Annotated in this window: 11 protein-coding genes; 7 read left to right on the forward strand and 4 right to left on the reverse strand. The window is 67.9% G+C overall.

What is annotated here, in order from left to right; genetic code table 11:
- Nucleotides 1-201 precede the first annotated feature (201 nt).
- Complete coding sequence (locus BZZ08_RS12825; protein WP_241965453.1) at nt 202-2,400, forward strand: AIPR family protein; 2,199 nt, start codon at nt 202-204, stop codon at nt 2,398-2,400.
- A gap of 179 nt (nt 2,401-2,579) precedes the next feature.
- Here BZZ08_RS12825 and BZZ08_RS12830 read toward each other — a convergent pair whose 3' ends face one another.
- Nucleotides 2,580-2,771: a DUF397 domain-containing protein gene (locus BZZ08_RS12830; RefSeq protein ID WP_104632317.1), complete on the reverse strand. Its 192-nt coding sequence runs from the start codon at nt 2,769-2,771 to the stop codon at nt 2,580-2,582.
- Complete coding sequence (locus tag BZZ08_RS12835) at nt 2,768-3,622, reverse strand: helix-turn-helix domain-containing protein (RefSeq protein ID WP_446750255.1); 855 nt, start codon at nt 3,620-3,622, stop codon at nt 2,768-2,770. Before BZZ08_RS12835 ends, BZZ08_RS12830 begins: the two co-directional genes overlap by 4 nt.
- A 127-nt stretch (nt 3,623-3,749) precedes the next feature.
- Here BZZ08_RS12835 and BZZ08_RS12840 point away from each other — a divergent pair, with 127 nt between their 5' ends.
- Entirely contained in the window at nt 3,750-4,193 is a 444-nt protein-coding gene (locus BZZ08_RS12840) for an ATP-binding protein (protein ID WP_241965454.1), read from the forward strand.
- A 26-nt stretch (nt 4,194-4,219) separates the two neighbouring features.
- Here the strand turns inward: BZZ08_RS12840 and BZZ08_RS12845 are convergent, their stop codons facing one another.
- Complete coding sequence (locus tag BZZ08_RS12845; protein ID WP_241965455.1) at nt 4,220-6,007, reverse strand: adenylyl cyclase; 1,788 nt, start codon at nt 6,005-6,007, stop codon at nt 4,220-4,222.
- A gap of 313 nt (nt 6,008-6,320) precedes the next feature.
- Between BZZ08_RS12845 and BZZ08_RS12850 the strand changes: the two genes are divergently transcribed.
- The 5 genes from BZZ08_RS12850 (at nt 6,321) to BZZ08_RS12870 (ending at nt 13,180) form a co-directional block, all read left to right on the forward strand.
- Complete coding sequence (locus tag BZZ08_RS12850) at nt 6,321-7,934, forward strand: serine/threonine-protein kinase (RefSeq protein ID WP_104632320.1); 1,614 nt, start codon at nt 6,321-6,323, stop codon at nt 7,932-7,934.
- A gap of 48 nt (nt 7,935-7,982) precedes the next feature.
- Entirely contained in the window at nt 7,983-10,172 is a 2,190-nt protein-coding gene (locus BZZ08_RS12855; RefSeq protein WP_104632321.1) for an ATP-dependent helicase, read from the forward strand.
- A gap of 245 nt (nt 10,173-10,417) precedes the next feature.
- On the forward strand, nt 10,418-11,149 hold the full coding sequence (locus BZZ08_RS12860) for an EcsC family protein (protein WP_104632322.1): 732 nt from the start codon (nt 10,418-10,420) through the stop codon (nt 11,147-11,149).
- 114 nt (nt 11,150-11,263) lie between these two features.
- A complete protein-coding gene (locus BZZ08_RS12865) occupies nt 11,264-12,640 on the forward strand; it encodes an SMI1/KNR4 family protein (protein ID WP_104632323.1) in 1,377 nt (458 codons plus the stop codon).
- Between the two features lie 123 nt (nt 12,641-12,763).
- Nucleotides 12,764-13,180, forward strand: coding sequence for a hypothetical protein (locus BZZ08_RS12870; RefSeq protein ID WP_104632324.1), 417 nt, complete (start codon nt 12,764-12,766; stop codon nt 13,178-13,180).
- A 31-nt stretch (nt 13,181-13,211) separates the two neighbouring features.
- On the opposite strand, the gene BZZ08_RS12875 is transcribed toward BZZ08_RS12870, so the two are convergent.
- On the reverse strand, nt 13,212-16,517 hold the full coding sequence (locus tag BZZ08_RS12875; RefSeq protein ID WP_104632325.1) for a type ISP restriction/modification enzyme: 3,306 nt from the start codon (nt 16,515-16,517) through the stop codon (nt 13,212-13,214).
- Between the last annotated feature and the right edge of the window lie 338 nt (nt 16,518-16,855).

The following is a 16,855-nucleotide window of genomic DNA, read 5'->3' on the forward strand; positions in this document are numbered from 1 at the left end:
CGGACGCGCCTGTTGGGCAGGAACGGGCTTGCAGGCTGCGCCGGATTCCAAGATCGCCGGAGTCACCGTCCCTTCGACAGCACTTCAGCGCCCTAACCAGCGGAATCGGACGCAGCCCCCGAGGCGCCACTCGCGCCCCAGAGCTGCCCCAACCCGACCGACAGCACATGAAGCATCCGCCGACTCCGTCAGCCGATAGTCGTGAAAGATCAACGCTACACTGCGTCAGGAGACGCAGCGCGTGGCATTGGGGGCAAAGTTAAGTTGGACGATACAGATCGCAAAGCGGCGACAGCGCCTATCCATATCCACCAGATCCGCACTGCGCTTCTGCAGCAGTACAAGGGACTTGTCTACGACGAGGACCTCAATGGGTACGACCGAAACGGCTATGAACAGCGGTTCCTTTCCCGCGCATTAACCGCAGCCGCAGTACGCGAAGTGACCGGCTGCGATCACAAGACCGCCGGCGCTTCTGTCATCGACGGCGAAGATGATCAAGGCATCGACGGCGTGGCTGTCACCGAGGGCACGCAGGAGGTCTGGCTCGTTCAGGCCAAGTGGAGCGACGAGGGCAAGGGCAAGCTCGATACCAACGCGGCGCACAAGCTCGTCGCTGGTCTCCGCCTCATCGAGCAGCGAAGCTTCGACCGCTTCAACGACCGCTTGGAGCCAATCGCCGCTCGTGTCAACGCAGCGATGCACGATGCCCGCCTGAAGGTGACTCTGGTCATCGCTGTCATGGGCGTGGGAACACTCAGCAGGGAAGCGACCAACATCCTGGAAGACGCTCAAAACGAGTTCAACGGCCTTGGACCGGTCCTTGAGTATCGAGTAGTCCACGCGGCGGACATCCTCCGACAGATCCGTGAGGATCTCGCGCCCGAGCCGGTTCAGGTAACCGTGCGGATGACAAACTGGCTTAGGCGGAACACTCCGCTCACCGCGTACCAAGGCACGGTTCCCGCCAGCAACCTTGCCGAGTGGTTCCTGACACACGGAAGCCGTCTCTATGAGCAGAACTTGCGCCAGTCACTCGGTACTACCCGAGTCAATTCAGGCATGCTGAACACTCTGGCCAATGAGCCGGAGAACTTCTGGCTTTTCAACAACGGCGTGACAGTGCTGTGCGATCGACTGGAAGAGGAGTGGCCAGGACGTCGTCGCCCAGACGAGCCTGTGCATCTGCATATCTCAGGAGTCAGCGTCGTAAACGGCGCCCAAACCGTCGCAGCCGCACATCGCGCCATGGAGGCCTCTACCGAAACAGTGGAGGACGCCGAGGTAACAGTCAAGGTGATCGTCGTTGACAAGCGCATGCCGGATCTCCCGCAGCGCATCACCGAGACGACAAATACACAGAATCACGTGGAACAGCGCGACTTCATTGCCTTGGACGAGGTGCAGGCGATGATCCGCGAAGATTTTATGCTGTCCCTGCAAAAGTCCTACGTGTTCAAGCGTGGGGAGCCCGACCCGGCACCGGACGAGGGTTGCTCTGTTGTGCACGCCGCCATCGCCTTGGCCTGTGCGCACCGCAACACCGAACTTGCCGTGCGGGCAAAGCGGGACACAGACCTCCTGTGGGAGCGTGGCAGCAGAGGCGCCTATCCTCGCCTCTTCGGAGAGCGTCCGAGCGCCTTCCAAATCTGGCGTTCGGTGCTTGTGCACCGCGCTGTGGGCACCGCTCTCAACGAAGAACGCAAGCGGTTTCAAAAGCGCGCCGCCGACGTGAGCCAGCGGGGTGACCTACTCATCACCCACCTGGTCTTTCAGCTTCTCGACCAGGATCGCATCGATGATCCGGAGTATGACTGGGACGCGGTACTGCAGGAAGTGCCTGCACTCACCAATCGGGTCCTGTCCTGGTTGATCCACCACATCGACACGGAGTACGGGCCCACGTCCTTCCTCAGCGGAACACTCACTGACGCCGGGCGTTGCAAGCGGCTCGCGGAGTTGGTACTGCGTGACGCCCAACGCGAAGGGGTCATCCCCGACCTGCCCACGATCTACAAGGCCACCAAGGGGAGCAAACGCAAGCCACGCCGCCCCAACGCTGTACCCACTCTTGTAGACAGCGGAAGGATCAAGAACGGCACCCCGGTCCGACTGCGCCTGTGGAACAAGCCCGAGATCGAAGCGCTCAACCCTTGGCTCGCGGAGGACCCTCGACGCGGTGAAGCCACCTGGGTGAACGATCGGACGCGGTGCCTCGTGTGGGCGGTCGACGGGAAAGCCTACTCGCCGACTCGGTTGGTCCTGAACCTCTACGAACTCGCTGGCTGGCAGGAGGCCCCCGTGGCAGTTCAAGGGCCAGCACGATGGACGGTGGACGGTACCGCCACCCTCTCTGATCTCGCACGGGCCCTGCACGATGAGCAGGCCGAACAAGAGTAGGCGCGAGGTAGCGTGCGCCCGGCCCGCCAGTCGTACACGGAACCTTCTGTGACATGCCGAGGTACGAGCCACGCGTGAACCTGGCAGGTGATCCGACGAAGTAGGAGCGGACGACTCTCGACAGCGGCTGGAGCACCGGCACCGAGTGGGTGCGGGCGCCCCAGGACGCATTGCCTGCCTCAGCCGCGCGCGGCCTGCTCTACGAAGGCGGACCAGGCATTGGCGTCAACGCTGAGCACTGAGCCCGTTGCCCGTTTCGAGTCCCTGACCAGGACACCATCCGACACGAGGCAGACCTCGACACATTCGCCTCCCTCCCCACTGCTGTGGCTGCTCTTGAACCAGTGGGGCTCCCTTGCCTGGTGGTTCATCTCTCTCCCAGAAGTCCCTCGACGAAAGCCATCGACTCACGCGGAGTCAGGGCTTGCGCCCTGAGAATGCCGTACTGCTCCTCGACATCCCGCACCTCATCCCGCTCGTTGTAGAGGCGGCTGGTCCGCTGGACTTCAACGTAAGCCATGCGCTGTCCGTCCCTGATCTCGATGAGGGTGAACGGACCGCCCAGGCCGCAGTGTTCGCTGCCGGAAGTAGGCATGACCTGGATCTCCACGTTCCGTCGTTGGCCGTGGAGGAGAATCTCCTCGAGTTGGCCTCTCTGCGTGGACGCACCGCCGAGCGGCCGACGCAGAACCGACTCCTCGATCACGAAACTGAGTGTCGGGAGCGGACTCCGGGCGAAGATCTCCTGTCGGGCCAATCGAGCGGACACCCGCTGCTCGACGGTCGCCTCGTCGAGGAGAGGCCTGCGCATGGCGAAGACCGCACGTGCGTGGTCTTCGGTCTGGAGCAGACCGGGCACCGCGAGTGCTCCGTAGACGTGAAGAGAGACAGCCTCTTCCTCCAACCGCGCCATGTCCCGGAAGAAGGCGGGGTACCGCGCCCGGCCCACCTCTTCCTTCATGGCCAGCAGCAACCCTCCTGCGCCCAACACCTCGTCTGCCTGATCGATGAACCGAGGCTGTGGAACCCGACGGCCCTGCTCGTACGAGGCGATTGCGTCCGCCGAATACCCGACTCGCTTCCCGAACTCGGCCCGCTCAAGCCCCGCCCGCACCCGCAGCAGCTTCAGCTGGCGTCCGAACGCGGTCACCACGCCCGACCCCGGTTCGTCGTCCGGCCGCTGCTGCCGCTGCGCCGCCGTCTCCTCGTCCCTCAGGGTCACCCGTCCCCGCCTCCCGCCCTCTCCCCGCGTACCACCACGTACAGCGCCCGCGTCCGCCCCGTACGACGGTCCGACGTCAGCGCGTCACCACCGGTCACGCTAGGCCACGGACCGCCACCGTGAGTGCATGACCGCAACACAACCACCCCTCACGGTGCACAGGTTCGCCATGAGCTTCAACTCCACCCCGCGCGGCGCCCGCCTCGCCCGGCGCCTGTGCGCGCACCGGCTGGACACCTGGGGGATCCCCTACGACACCGACGCGCACGACGTCGTCGCACTGATCGTCTCGGAGCTGTGCGGCAACGCCGTACGGCACGGGCACGTCGCCGGCCGGGACTTCCGCGTCCTGCTCACCGCCGCCCCGGCCACCGGCACCGTACGGATCGAGGTCACCGACACCCGGGGCGAACGCCTTCCCCGCGTGCCCGCCGCCCACACCGAGGAGGCCGACCCGCGCGAGGGCGGGCGCGGCCTCCTGCTCGTCGAGGCTCTTGCCGACCGCTGGGGCTGGAGTCCCCGCGTCGACGGCGGTCCCGGCAAGACGGTGTGGGCGGAGTGCGCCGTGTGAAGGTGGCTGCCTGCGGACGGCGCAGGTCAGACCACGCCGGCGCCGTTCGAGTACGACTTCATGCTGTAGGTTCCGAAGCCGTTCACCACAGGGTCGCCCGTGTTGTTGATGCAGTGCAGGATGCCGCCGCCGCCCGCGCCGTTGAGGCAGACGGTCATCAGTGAGGTGAAGGTGACGCCCGGGGTGTCGGGGATCTCGTAGGCGCGGTCGGTGTAGATGTCGGCGTTGAGGTTGAAGAAGGCGTAGCTGCCCAGGCCCCACGCGTGGTGGTCGGTGGCGTGGTCGCCCACCTTGTAGGCGGCGAAGCCGTTGGTGTCGCCGTGTCTCCAGGCCGACTGCGTCGGGACGTCGTAGGGGTGCTCGTTCTGGAAGAAGTAGGTGCGGCCGTGGTTGCCGTTCCAGAGCACCTCGTAGTCCTGGTGGTGCTCGACGAACAGGCCGTAGGTGGTGACCCGGTCACCGTTGACGAGGAAGCCGACGCCCGCGGGGTTGACCGACCAGCCGACCGTGCCGTCGAGGCCGTGGTCGGCGCGCCAGGCCCAGATGTGGTCGGCGATCACGTCGTTGCTGTCGATCTGGATGCTGACGTCCGTGCCGCCGGGGACGGCGCCGCCGATGCGCGGGAAGATGTCGAAGAGCGCGGTGGGGCGGTGCGCGTGGCTTCTGCGGCTGTGGCCGTCGCCGACGCGCAGCAGCACGGGGGAATGGGCGGAGGCGGCCTCGAGGAGCACGCCGGCCACGGTCACGTCGTCGATGTCGGCGACCTCGATGAGCGAGTTGCCCTGGACGGTCTGGAGGGTGGCCAGGCCGAGGCCGAGGACGACGGTGCCCGGCCGGCGGACCCGCAGCGGCGCGGACAGCGGGTAGATGCCCGGGGTGAACAGGAGGTGTTTGCCGTGCGCGAGCGCCGCGTTGATGTTCGCGGCGGAGTCGCCCGGCCGGGCGACGTGGAACGCGGTGAGCGGGATGCTGTGACCGGCGGTCCGCCCGCCGGCCCAGGAGGTGCCGGTGGAGTTGCGGCGCAGTGCGGGGACGAAGACGTGGTAGGCCCCGCGGCGGTCCACCGTGAGGAACGGCTTCTCCCGGATCACCGGGGTGCGGTCGACGGTCGTGTAGGGCGGGGTCGGGAAGGACGTGGCGGGTGCGCCCTGGACGCCGACGAAGACCATGTTCCAGTTGGCGCCCTTCCAACTGCCGATGGTGGCGTTGCGGGTCAGCCACTGCTGCTGCGAACCGGAGTCGATCTGTCCGTCCACCACGCTGTCGACCAGGAAGCCGCCGCTGGACCAGCCGTTGCCGGGCGGGCTCGGCATGAGGATCATGTCACCCTTGACGTGGACACGGCGCATGGGCGCGGCCTGGGCGACGGCCCAGCGGTCCAGCCCGTCCGGCGGGACGATGGTCAGGTTCTCGGCGGCCCGCCAGAAGTCCTGGGTGCCGTTGCCTTCGAACCACTGGGCGTCGACGGTCACATGGCCGTTGATCACGACGTCCTCGGGGCTGGCACCGAGGCCCAGTACGTGCGTGTAGAAGCCGACGTTGATCTCGACGTTGTACGTGCCCGGCTTGAACGCCAGGGCGTACCGCTCGGTGCCGAACTGGTTGGACTCCTGGACGGCGAACACGGCGTCGATCTGCTTCTGGATCGCCGCGTCGCCCATCGACGGGTCGAAGACCAGGACGTTCGGCCCCAGGTCTGTCGTGCCATGGCCGAACCTTCCATGGCCGTCCGCGCCGACGGCGGAGGCGGGGGACGACGCGAAGGCGGATCCTGCGGTTGCGCCGGCCAACGGCACCGCTGCGGCAGCAGCCACCGCTCCACGAATCACGGCGCGGCGAGAGGGAATCACGGACACGGCTCTCCCAGAAGATGGTGGGCAATCGGGACCGCGGCTGGTTCCCAACCGCGGGAGAGCGCTCTCAGCGACGGAGTGAATCACCGCCGGTATACAGCGTCAATAGGCCTGCACCAGTAACAGGCCCCTCCGCTGGCCGGGTTGGCACGCGGGCAGGCCGATGCCGCGAGCCTGGCTGGACGCACGGAACCCGCAGCCACGAGACTGGTTCCCAGCACGACGAAGAACGAGAATCACTTCGGTCACGTGACGGGGCGGGGCGGGGAACCAGGTGCCGGACGTACGACGGATCGCGGGACGCTACGAGCTGCTGGAGCAGTTCAGCCACGGCGGCATGGGGGACGTGTGGCGCGGGTACGACGCCGTACTGGACCGGCCGGTCGCCGTGAAGCTGATCCGCCCCCAGGCCGTGACGTCACCGCACCTGGCGGAGGAGTTCGAGAAACGGTTCCGGCGCGAGGCGCGGGTCACCGCCCGGATCCAGCACCCGGGCGTGCCGCAGGTGTACGACGCGGTGCTGGACGAGTCGTACGAGCAGCTGTTCCTGGTGATGGAGCTGGTCGACGGCGTACCGCTGACCGCGTATGTCCACCCTGACCGCCCGCTTCCCGTCAGCTGGGCGGTGGCCGTGGCCGCGCAGGTGGCGACCGTGCTGTCGTACGCGCACGACGTACCCGTCGTCCACCGCGACCTGAAGCCGGGCAACATCCTCGTCGCCCGGGACGGCACGGTGAAGGTGCTGGACTTCGGTATCGCGGCGATCCTGCAGACGGACGTCACCAAACTGACCGCGACGGGCAGTCCGATCGGGACGCACCAGTACATGGCACCGGAGCAGGTGCGCGGCGCCCGGGTCACGCCGCGCACCGACCTGTACGCGCTGGGCTGCGTGCTGCACGAACTGCTCTGCGGGCGGACGCTGTTCAGCGGGGACAGCGAATGGCAGCTGATGACGCAGCATGTCAATGCGACCCCGGCCCCGCTGCGGCAACTGCGCGCCGACGTACCGGCGGGCCTGGAGGAGCTCGTCCTGCACCTGCTCCTCAAGGCGCCGGAGGCGCGTCCGGCGGACGTGCAGGAGGTGTACGAGCGGCTGCGGCCCTTCCTGCCGGGGCCCGGGGAGGAGCCCGCTCCGCGGGAGGCGGGACCGGCTGGCGCGCCCGACCCGACCGGCATCTTCCGCCGGCCCTACTCGCCCCGACCGCGCGCCGGTACCGCGGGCGGCGCGCAGCCCACTGCCCCCATCGTCGGCCCGGACGCGCCGCCCGTCGTGCCCGCGGCCGAACGGGAGGCGTTGCGGGAGCAGATCCGCGAGGTCCACGCGCACTATCTGGCCCTGATGGAGGAGGAACGGTACGCGCAGGCCGCCGACGTGGTGGGCGAGCTCATCGAGCCGGCCGCGCGGTCCCTCGGCTCGGAGAGCAAGGCCGTGCTGCGGTTGCGCTCGTGGCAGGCGGTCAGCCGGCAGCTGGCCGGTGACCACCGTGCCGCACTGCCGGAGTTCGAGGCGCTGGCCGACGCCTACGGGCGCGTGAGCGGCCCGAGCAGCGAAGAGGCGTTGGAGTGCCGGGCCCAGGCGGCGCGCTGCCGCGGCGAACTCGGCCAGGTGACTGAGGCGCTGTCCGGGCTGCAAGGCGTCCTGGAGACCGTTCGCGCCATCGACGGCGACGTCAGCGAGAACGCGGTGGAACTGCGCCGCGACATCGGCATGCTGCTCCTCGCGCAACAGCGGGCGGCCGAGGCCTTCGACGTCCTGGAGCCGCTGCACCAGGACCTGTGCGTGGTGTTCGGCCCCCACGACGAACTGACGGCCGAGGTGGCCGAGACCCTGGCGGTCATCCGACTGGATCTCGACGGTGGCGACAGCGGCGGTTCCTCGGCCTGACCTGGCCTTTGCCCGCACTGCGGGCGGCCGGGACACTAGGATCTCCGCATGCCCCAGCTTGCCTTCGATGTCGGCTTCTTCGCCGAACTGCCCAAGCTCCAGCCCCCGGTCAGGAAGGGGGTCCTGGATGCCTGGGAGAAGTTCAACCAGCTCACCCTCGACCAGCTCTTCAAAGATCAGGGTCTGAAGCTGGAAAGCCTGGTGCAGGCGAAGGACAAGCAGATCCGGACGATCCGCATCGACCAGTTCTGGCGCGGGGTCGTGCTCGCACCGCCTTCCGGGGACACCTTCGTCCTGCTGCGGGTCATGCAGCACGACAAGGCCATCGCCTGGGCGAAGAAGCAGAAGTCCAGCATCAACGCGGTGACGCGGGCCGTCGAGATCCGCGACGCGGCGACCCTGGACGAGATCACGCCGACCTACGAACGGGTCGCGGACGGCTCGTCGAAGGAACGGCTGTTCGCGAAGTTCTCCGACGGAGACCTGAAAGCGCTAGGCATCGACGACGAGACGCTCCGGCAGGCCCGGTCGCTCGTGGACCAGGAGCAACTGGACGTCTTCGCGCCGCTGCTGCCCCAGGACCAGCGGGAGGTTCTGCAGTACCTCGCCGCGGGCTGCACGGTGGAGGAGGTCTGGCAGGACATCGTGGCGCCCGCGCTGCACGCGTCCGCGCAGCCGGTGGACACGCGGGACTACGAGACGGCGATCCAGCACAGCCGGGCGCGTATCGCGCTGGTGACGGCTCCCGAGGAGCTGCGGGACATCCTGGAGAAGCCCTTCGCGGCCTGGCGGGTTTTCCTCCACCCCTCCCAGCGGAAGGTGGCCTACCGGGCGTCCTACTCTGGCCCCGCGCAGGTCACGGGCGGGCCAGGCACCGGCAAGACAGTCGTCGCGCTGCACCGGGTCAAGCACCTGCTCGGGTATCTGCGGGACGGCGACCGCATCCTGCTGACGACGTACACCAACGCGCTCGTCAACGCTCTCCGTTCGGGCCTGGAGTCCCTGGTGGACGATCCGGAGCTGCGCGAGCGGGTCGACATCTCGACCGTGGACGGCTTCGCGGGCCGGGTCGTCGCGGAGGCTCCGGGCGCGGTGCCGCTGCGGCCGCTGATGAGCAACGAGGAGGTCAGCCGCTGGGGCAAGGCCGCCAAGGCGACGGGCTTCACGGGCAGCGCGCAGTTCCTCGCGCAGGAGTACCGGCATGTCGTCCTGGCGCAGGGCATCGGCAGCCTGGCCGAGTACGAGGCGGCGGACCGGCGGGGCCGGGGCAGCAGGCTGACGGCGGCCGAACGGCCGTTGGTGTGGGAGACGGTGGAGAGGTTCACGGCGGCTCTCGCGGCGGACGGGTGCCGGACCTGGCTGCAGACGTGCGTGGAGGCGGCGGGGCTGTTGGAGGCGAAGGGGCCGCCGTACCGGCATGTGGTGGTGGACGAGGCGCAGGACCTGCATCCGGCGCAGTGGCGGCTGCTGCGCGCGGCCGTTCCGGCCCGCCCTGACGACTTGTTCATCGCGGGCGACCCGCATCAGCGCATCTACGACTCGAAGGTCTCGCTCAAGTCCCTCGGCATCAGAGTGACGGGGCGGTCGGTGAAGCTGCGGAAGAACTACCGCAGTACGCAGGAGATCCTGCGCTGGTCCACGGCCCTGCTGATCGGCCGGCCGATCGCCCAACTCCAGGACGAGGGGCGGAACGAGACCTTGCTCGGCTACCGCTCTGCTCTCCACGGCGACGGACCCGCCGTACAGGGCGCGGTGAGTGATGAGGCTGAACTGGAGGCCCTGGTCGACCAGGTGCGGGCGTGGATGGACGCGGGTGTGGGTGCCGGGGAGATCGGGGTGACAGCCCGCTTCAACAAGACGTGCGCGAAGGTTGTGGCGCATCTGAAGGACGCGGGCATCCCCGCGGTGTCCCTGCGCAATGCCTCCGGCGACTCATCGGCGAGCGACGGGCCGGCCGTACGCGTCGGAACCATGCACTCGTTCAAAGGGCTGGAGTTCCGCTGCGTCGCGGTCGTCGGCGTCACCGACGAGGCGTTGCCGTTCGCGAAGGCGGTCACGCCGCCGGATGTGGACCCCAAGCAGCATGAAACGGACATGCTGTCCGAGCGCTGCCTGTTGTTCGTGGCCTGCACGCGGGCCCGGGACGGCCTGTACGTCTCGTGGGCCAAGCAGCCCAGCCCCTTCCTGGTGGAGGCCGGCTTCGGTGTCGATCAGCCATCGCCCCCCTGCACCATCTGAGCACAGGCAAGCCAACTCGTGTGGTTTGACGGCGCTTTCAGCCTGTGGAAGGGTGTAGCCGATTCAGCTCGTGAAGGGCCGCACGGCTAGGGGAGTCGTGCGGCCAAGGGGAGGGCGGGCAGTAGCAGAAGGCGTGGCCCCAGCCGACCGTGGCACGTCCCGCGGTCGTGGCGGACCGGCACCTGCTACGACCCGCAGCATCGCGGACGTCCTCAGCGGAGGCGCTCGCGGAAGGGGTGGTTGTCATGGCCGACGAGAAGACACCGGACGAGGGAGCGGCCGAGAAGGCCGGCAAGTGGGTCGCCGATCTCGCCGAGAAGGTGATGCTGAACGGCGTGGGGCCGGTCACCGGGTCGGCGACGTGGGCCGAGGACCGCCTCGCACGTCGACAGGGCGACGCCTACAGAGCGCCGGACGACGGGGAGCGCCGCTCCCCCGACGACATGAAGGACGACATCGACGCCGTCGTCGCCCGCCTCGTCAAAGAGTCCGTGGCTGCCGCCGGAACTCAGGGATTCGTCACCGGGCTCGGCGGCCTGATCACCGCGGGCATCACCATCCCCGCGAACGTCGCCGCCTCGTTCACCGTCAACATGCGGATGGCCGGCGCCATCGCGTACCTTCGGGGATGGGACATCCGGGACCCGCACGTACGGACCGTCGTCACGATGCTCGCGATCGGGATGAGCGCGCAGAACGTCATGGCGGCCTTCGGGGTGAAGATCGGTCAAAAGATCGGTGAGCAGATGCTCAAGAAGCTCCCCATCGCGGTGATCCGGAAGATCAACAACAAGGTCGGGTTCTTCCTCATCGCCAAATACGGAACCCGGCGCGCGGCGATCACGCTCGCCAAGGGGATTCCCATCCTGGGAGGCATCGTCGGAGGCGCCGTGGACGCGAGCGCGACCGCGCTCATCGGACGGGCCACGGACAAGGCCCTGCGCGGCGGCAGCCTTCAGGCCGAGGAACCGAAGTAACACAGCGGACCGACGCCGGCCGGCACCCCGCCAAGCCCCCTGCACCCGCATCCGGTGACAGGAGGCTTCACCCATGATCCGAAATCGGCGAGCACACCCTCAGGAGGCCCTTCCGTGCCCTCGCTCCATGACGTCTCCACCTGGCAGCCCCTGCTGCGCCTCCTGCACGCCGCGCACGCCGCGCACGCCGACACGCTCTCCGAGCCCGGCGGGCACGTGGCGGGGCAGATCAGTCCCCGTGCGTGGAGCGTTCCCCTGCCGCACCGGCCGCCGCAGCCCGGGCGTGCCTCACTGGTCTCGGACAATCAGGAGCAGTTCGACGCCGTGGGCCTGATCGTCGAAGCGCTCGAGGAGAACGGGAGCGGCGGTGTCTCCTTTGTCGTCGAAGCTTCCTCCACGGCCGGTGGCGTCCGGTTGCATCTGATCGAACCGAGCTCCTCCACAGAGCCGGGCATCGCCACCGCGCACCCGGGCACGCTCCTCCTCGCGGACGGGGCGCTGCCCGAGCCGGTGCGCCGCCTGCCCGCTCCGGTACCTGGCGCGGTACCGGCCGCGTCCGCGGACGTGGACCTGTTGCGGAGCACTCTCCGTGAGCGGCTCCCGGACGCGGTGGGTGCCTCCGAGGAGGAGATCGCAGCGGCCGAGGCACGCCTGGGCGTGCCGCTGCCACCCGAGCTGAGTGCCCTGTACCAGCTGATCCGGGGCCGGTACGAGGACTGGGACGACCTTTGGGATCCGTACGACACCATCGGCTGCGAATTGTTCCCCCTCGGCGAGGTGTACATCGCCGACGCGGCGTCCCGGCAGGTGCTGTGGCGGTTCGGCGCCATGGAGGCGGTCGAGACGGGTCCCGAGCACGCCGTGCAGCAGCTCGTCGGCTCGCCGGGCTGGATCGTCTTCGGTGACAACGGAGGCGGTGACCGTATCGCCGTCGACCTCACGCCGGGTCCGGACGGACACGTCGGACAGGTGATCATCATCGGTCACGAGGGGAACATCGGTGCCGGGCTGGTCGCCGACTCCCTCACCGACATGGTCGTCCACCGCCACTTCGACGGCCGTCCGGCCCCCAGGGTCGAACGGCCCCCGCTGGTCGCCCACGTCAACCGTGTCTCCTTGCCCAGCATCGAGGTCGCCGCCCACGCAGGCCTGGAGGTCCTGAGCATCGGGGTGTGGGAGAAGGAGCCCCTCAGCCTCGCTCCCGTCTTCGGCCTTCCGCGCCTGCGGACCCTTTGTGCGTATGCCGGTACTCTCGCCGATCCGTGTGAGATCTCCCGGCTCACCCACCTCGAGTATCTGGACCTCCCGCCCGCGGAGTGGCGTGTCCTTCTCGATGCGGGAGCCGTGCCCACAGGGCTCCTCGCCGCGGGCATCGCGGCCCACCAGCAGCGGGACAACCCGTTGCGGACCATCGCCCTCGCCAACGAGGTCCTCGCCCTGTACGGCCGGCCGCCGATCACCGGGATAACGGTGCTGGAGGCCACGGTGTGAACCGGAAACCGAATCCCGTCGACGGGCTCCCGGGGAGACGGACACCGAGTCCGGCCGCGGCCTCCTCCTCGTCACCCTTGCCCAGTCGCTTGCACGCTGTCAGGGTGTGCTAGGGATGGCTCCATGTCGCTTCCGCACATCCTGCTCACGGACTCGCAGTCCCACCTGCTGGCGGAGTTGCTCCTCGCTCCTCTCCCGGTCCGGGAAGGAAGCAGCCGTGGCCCAGAGGTCAACGAGGAGGACAGCGCGGCCCGGGGCTTGGACCACGACACGACACTGGTGGACCTGTCCCGGCTCATCGCCTTCGGGCTCGTCGTCCACGAGGCGGGTTCGGTTCAGGTCACGGATCTCGGCATGGCCGTTCACTACGAGAAGCAACTCGGTGTCGCGCAGTCTCACCTCGGGGACGTGGTGCGCTTCGCAACTGCGGTGGAGGGGTCACATCCCCGCCTCGCCCAGACACTCCGTCTGCTCGCGCAGGGGGAAATCAGCCTGAGAACGGCGGTCACCGACGCGGTCTCGACCGAGCAAGGCGGTTGACCTCCCCCGATCGCGGGGGTTCGATCACTGCTCACACCTCGGGGAAGAGCCCGTCGACCGCCGGATGCCGGGCCTTGCGTGCCGCCGGGGGCACAGGCAGCACTCCCGCCGCCCGCAGTTCGCCCTCCGTCACTACCGGGCCGGCCAGGACCGCAGTGAGCAGGGCATCCTGAGAGGGCTCCAGATCGGTCAGGCGACGCAGGACCGAAAGCAACTCGATCAGTTCTTCCGTCCACTCAGCAGGCCAGGCGTCGACGTGGATGTCATCAAGGGGACTCGTCTTCTTGCTGTTGGGTGAGGCCTTCCGATAACCGAACCATTTCTTGACGATCAGCATGCCACCCACGTCGTATGTCCACACCGCTTCCGTTACGGGCGTGAACGCTCCCGCTCCGATGTACAAGGTCTCCGCTTCTGCGTCGTGCCGTATCTGCTCAGGAAGTGTGTCCCCGATATGGGAGACATACTGGATTCTGCGCTTGTCGGCAGTGGGGAACTCCACGTCGTCGGCCCTGCGGCCCTGTGCGGGATCGGCGCACCGGGCGCCGAAGGTGGAGGCCCACAGGATCTGACGGCCGAGGGCGACGGCCTCGTCCCAGAGGGCACCGTCGCGCGTGAGTGGGATCCGTATGCCCGGGGTCAGCAGTTCCTCGGTGAACCGCTGAGCGAAGGCGGGGTGGCCCACAACGGCTATGGCGTAGGCCGCCAGGTCCTCGCCCTCGATCCGGGCACGTCCGAGGGTCCGAGCGAGGTGGAGCAGGAGGCCACCCGCGGTGTTGGTGGAGCCGTCCGGGTGCAGTATCGGCATGATGCGGCCACCACGGCCGTTGAAGTGATCCGTGTCGGGGAGCAGGTGGGTTGCAACCAGCGCCGGGCCGGAACGGATCGGATGCGATGACTGCTGGTTGAGGAAGATCTGCCCGCCGTGCTGGGCCGCGGCCCAAAGATCGGGGCGCGGGTAGTCGAGAGCACGGTTGTCAGCGACGATGTGCTGTCGGTCGAAGCTGCGCAGGGACATGCGCACGACGTGCGGCGTGGTGTCGCGTTCCTCGGCGAGCGGAGTCCTGGAAGTGCTCTGACCGGGTAACGAGTCGCGCTTGCCGGTGAGCGTCCTGTCACGTGTCTCCTTGAACAGTTCCGCCTGCCGTCCCGGGTCGGACTCGCGTACCAACGTCGCCCACCGCCGACGCAGGATCTCCGCCGAGGGTGCGCTCGCCCACGAACGGTTGGCCTTCAAACCCGGACTGCCCCAGGGGAAAAGGTCATTCAGCTCGGGGAAGTCCTCCCAACCGGACTCCGTAACCGGCGTCAGCGGCCTCGTCGGCTGCGAGTGCGTGTCGCGCCATTCACCGTCGTCCAGCCGGATCGCCCGGAGCTGGCGGAACTTCTCCGCGCGCTTCCCCGTCACGGCCCGGTAGTGCACGTGTGCCCGGTGCTCAGGACCTCGCTCGACTCCCGCCCGGCGTACGAAGATGAAGATGGCCAGCGGTTGGGCAACCCCCGGGAAGGGGCGGGTCGCAACGTCGGAACGCTGACCCTCCGGGGAAAGGTTGACGATCCAGCCCTCGTCACAGGTCCGCCGCAGATAGTCCCGCATACCGCGACCCCCGGGCCCGGTGGCCCAACCGGAGGGGGTGATGAAACAGACCACGCCGTGCCGGTCCTCGGCGTGGGCGTCGAACACCTTCCATGTCGCCCACCGCCAGAAGTACACGTACATGTTCTTGAGGATGTGCTCGTATCGGCCGTTGCCCGCATGACGGAAGTCGTCGAGCAACGCCGTGTCCCTGCGGTCCGCCCGCTTCTCCACCCAGCCCCCGCGCCCCTCGGCCTTGTCGTCGTAGGGCGGATTGCCGGCCACAACGGTGATCGGAGTGTTCGCCTTGACCTTGTTGGCCCGTCTGCGCGATTGGGCGAGCGCCCCGTAGGTGGAGGCCAGGTACTCCTCCTCCGCGTACGGGTTGTCCAGGGTGTCGGTCACGAAAAGGTTGAGGCCGCCCTCGGGCACGGGCACGCCGTACTTCTTGAGCAGGTCCGAAGCTCGTAGTTCGGCGACGGCGAACGACCCCATCTGCAGCTCGAAGCCGTACAACCGGGAGGCGAGTCGCTGTACGGCGTCACGGGTCATCGCCGGTCCGTGACGCTCGGCGGCCTGCTCGGCGACGCGCTCGATAACGGTGTGCAGGAACGTGCCGGTGCCCATGGCAGGGTCGACGATCCGTACGTCTTCGTCGGCAAAGCCGTGTTCCCGGTCCAGCCTGGTGCGGAGGACGTCCTCGGTGAGACGGATCATCTCTCCGACCACCTCGCGAGGTGTGTAGTACGAGCCGCTCTTCTGACGCAGGGCCGGGTCGTAGACCGTGAGGAAGTGCTCGTAGAGATGGAGGTACGCATCCCGGTTCCCGCTGCGGACGGCCGGCCAGTCGACTTGTGCGACAGTTCGCGTCAGCAGGTCGAGGGTGACGGTGAAGCGCGCGTTGACGTTGTCCGTCAGGAGTTGCAGGGCCTTACCCATGAGGGCGTGGCCGTCGTCCAGGCGGCGGCCGATCTCGTGGAAGGAGTCGGGCTCGAGCGGGATGCCCTCCGTATGAGCCAGCAGAAGCGAGAAAGTGACGGTCTGGGCGAATCCGTCGGCGAACGTCGCGTCGTCGGCTGACGGGAAGAGGTAGCGGCGCCAGTCGTTCTTGAGGCCGGTGAAAGGCCGTGCGCGTACGTCGTCGTCGGGCGCCGAGGATCGGGATTCGGCCCTGAGTTGTTCCTGAACGGCAGCCCGCAGCAGTCTGCACAAACGGGCGATCTCCTGCACAAGCCGGGCGACGTGTCTGATCGGCTCGGGCTTCCAGTCGAGGAACTGCTGGAGCAGGAGGTCGAAGGTCAACGGGTCGGGTACGGCAAGCTTCCCGCCTGCGCCATGCAGCGATCCGGCGAAGTACACGGGCTCGCCGACCTGTCGGCCACCACGGAAGAGCCTCCACTCCGTGCCGTTCGAGTACAGCAGGTTGGGCAGGTCTCGGAGCTTGTGCCACTGCTCCCGGTTGCCCCGGCCAAAGGTCTCCGGGTCGACGGGTAACCCCGGGCGCTTGAGTTCGACGTAGCCGCTGATCTTCCCGTCGACACTCACCGCGTAGTCGGGCCGCACACCGAGATCGGGCAGCGGGTACTCGTCATGCCAGCTCACTCGGTGCTGTTCGTGGCGCTCGCTCGCCGCCCGCAGCAGGACTTCCAGCGGCCCGCGAATCGCGGCCTCCGGGCCGCCTCCCCCGGAGAGCTTGTCCTTGCACGCTTCACCGAACCGCGAAACGGCAGCACGAAGCCACCCGTACTGATCCCCACCCATGGTCCCCCCAAGGACACGATTACTGATACCGGCACACAGCCCCTGGGCCCCGCGTTCATGCTGACAAGGGCATGGCGGCGCGTCAGCCCCCCGTCCGTCCTTTCCGGTGGTCGTGCATCACCTATGGGGCGTACGCCGCCATTGCACGCCTCCGCGCACGATCCGGCCCGCAGCACCCCGGCAGGACGGATTCATTTACAGCAACACCACCACTCCATGCGCTGTCCTCTCATACCGCAAGGCTTGAAAGCACTGTCAATGTCACATTCGCGATTGACCGTTGCCTGGAGGAGTCGGCTACTCGATGACACCGACTCAGAGACGAGACGCGCCGCCAT

Source organism: Streptomyces sp. MH60 (assembly GCF_002939385.1).
Taxonomy (GTDB): Bacteria; Actinomycetota; Actinomycetes; order Streptomycetales; family Streptomycetaceae; genus Streptomyces.

Bases quoted from the DNA above. Each gene is read 5' to 3' on its own strand.
- BZZ08_RS12875 (WP_104632325.1), bottom strand. From the start codon at position 16,517: ATGGGTGGGGATCAGTACGGGTGGCTTCGTGCTGCCGTTTCGCGGTTC.
- BZZ08_RS12840 (WP_241965454.1), top strand. From the start codon at position 3,750: ATGACCGCAACACAACCACCCCTCACGGTGCACAGGTTCGCCATGAGC.
- BZZ08_RS12860 (WP_104632322.1), top strand. From the start codon at position 10,418: ATGGCCGACGAGAAGACACCGGACGAGGGAGCGGCCGAGAAGGCCGGC.
- BZZ08_RS12830 (WP_104632317.1), bottom strand. From the start codon at position 2,771: ATGAACCACCAGGCAAGGGAGCCCCACTGGTTCAAGAGCAGCCACAGC.
- BZZ08_RS12855 (WP_104632321.1), top strand. From the start codon at position 7,983: ATGCCCCAGCTTGCCTTCGATGTCGGCTTCTTCGCCGAACTGCCCAAG.
- BZZ08_RS12870 (WP_104632324.1), top strand. From the start codon at position 12,764: ATGTCGCTTCCGCACATCCTGCTCACGGACTCGCAGTCCCACCTGCTG.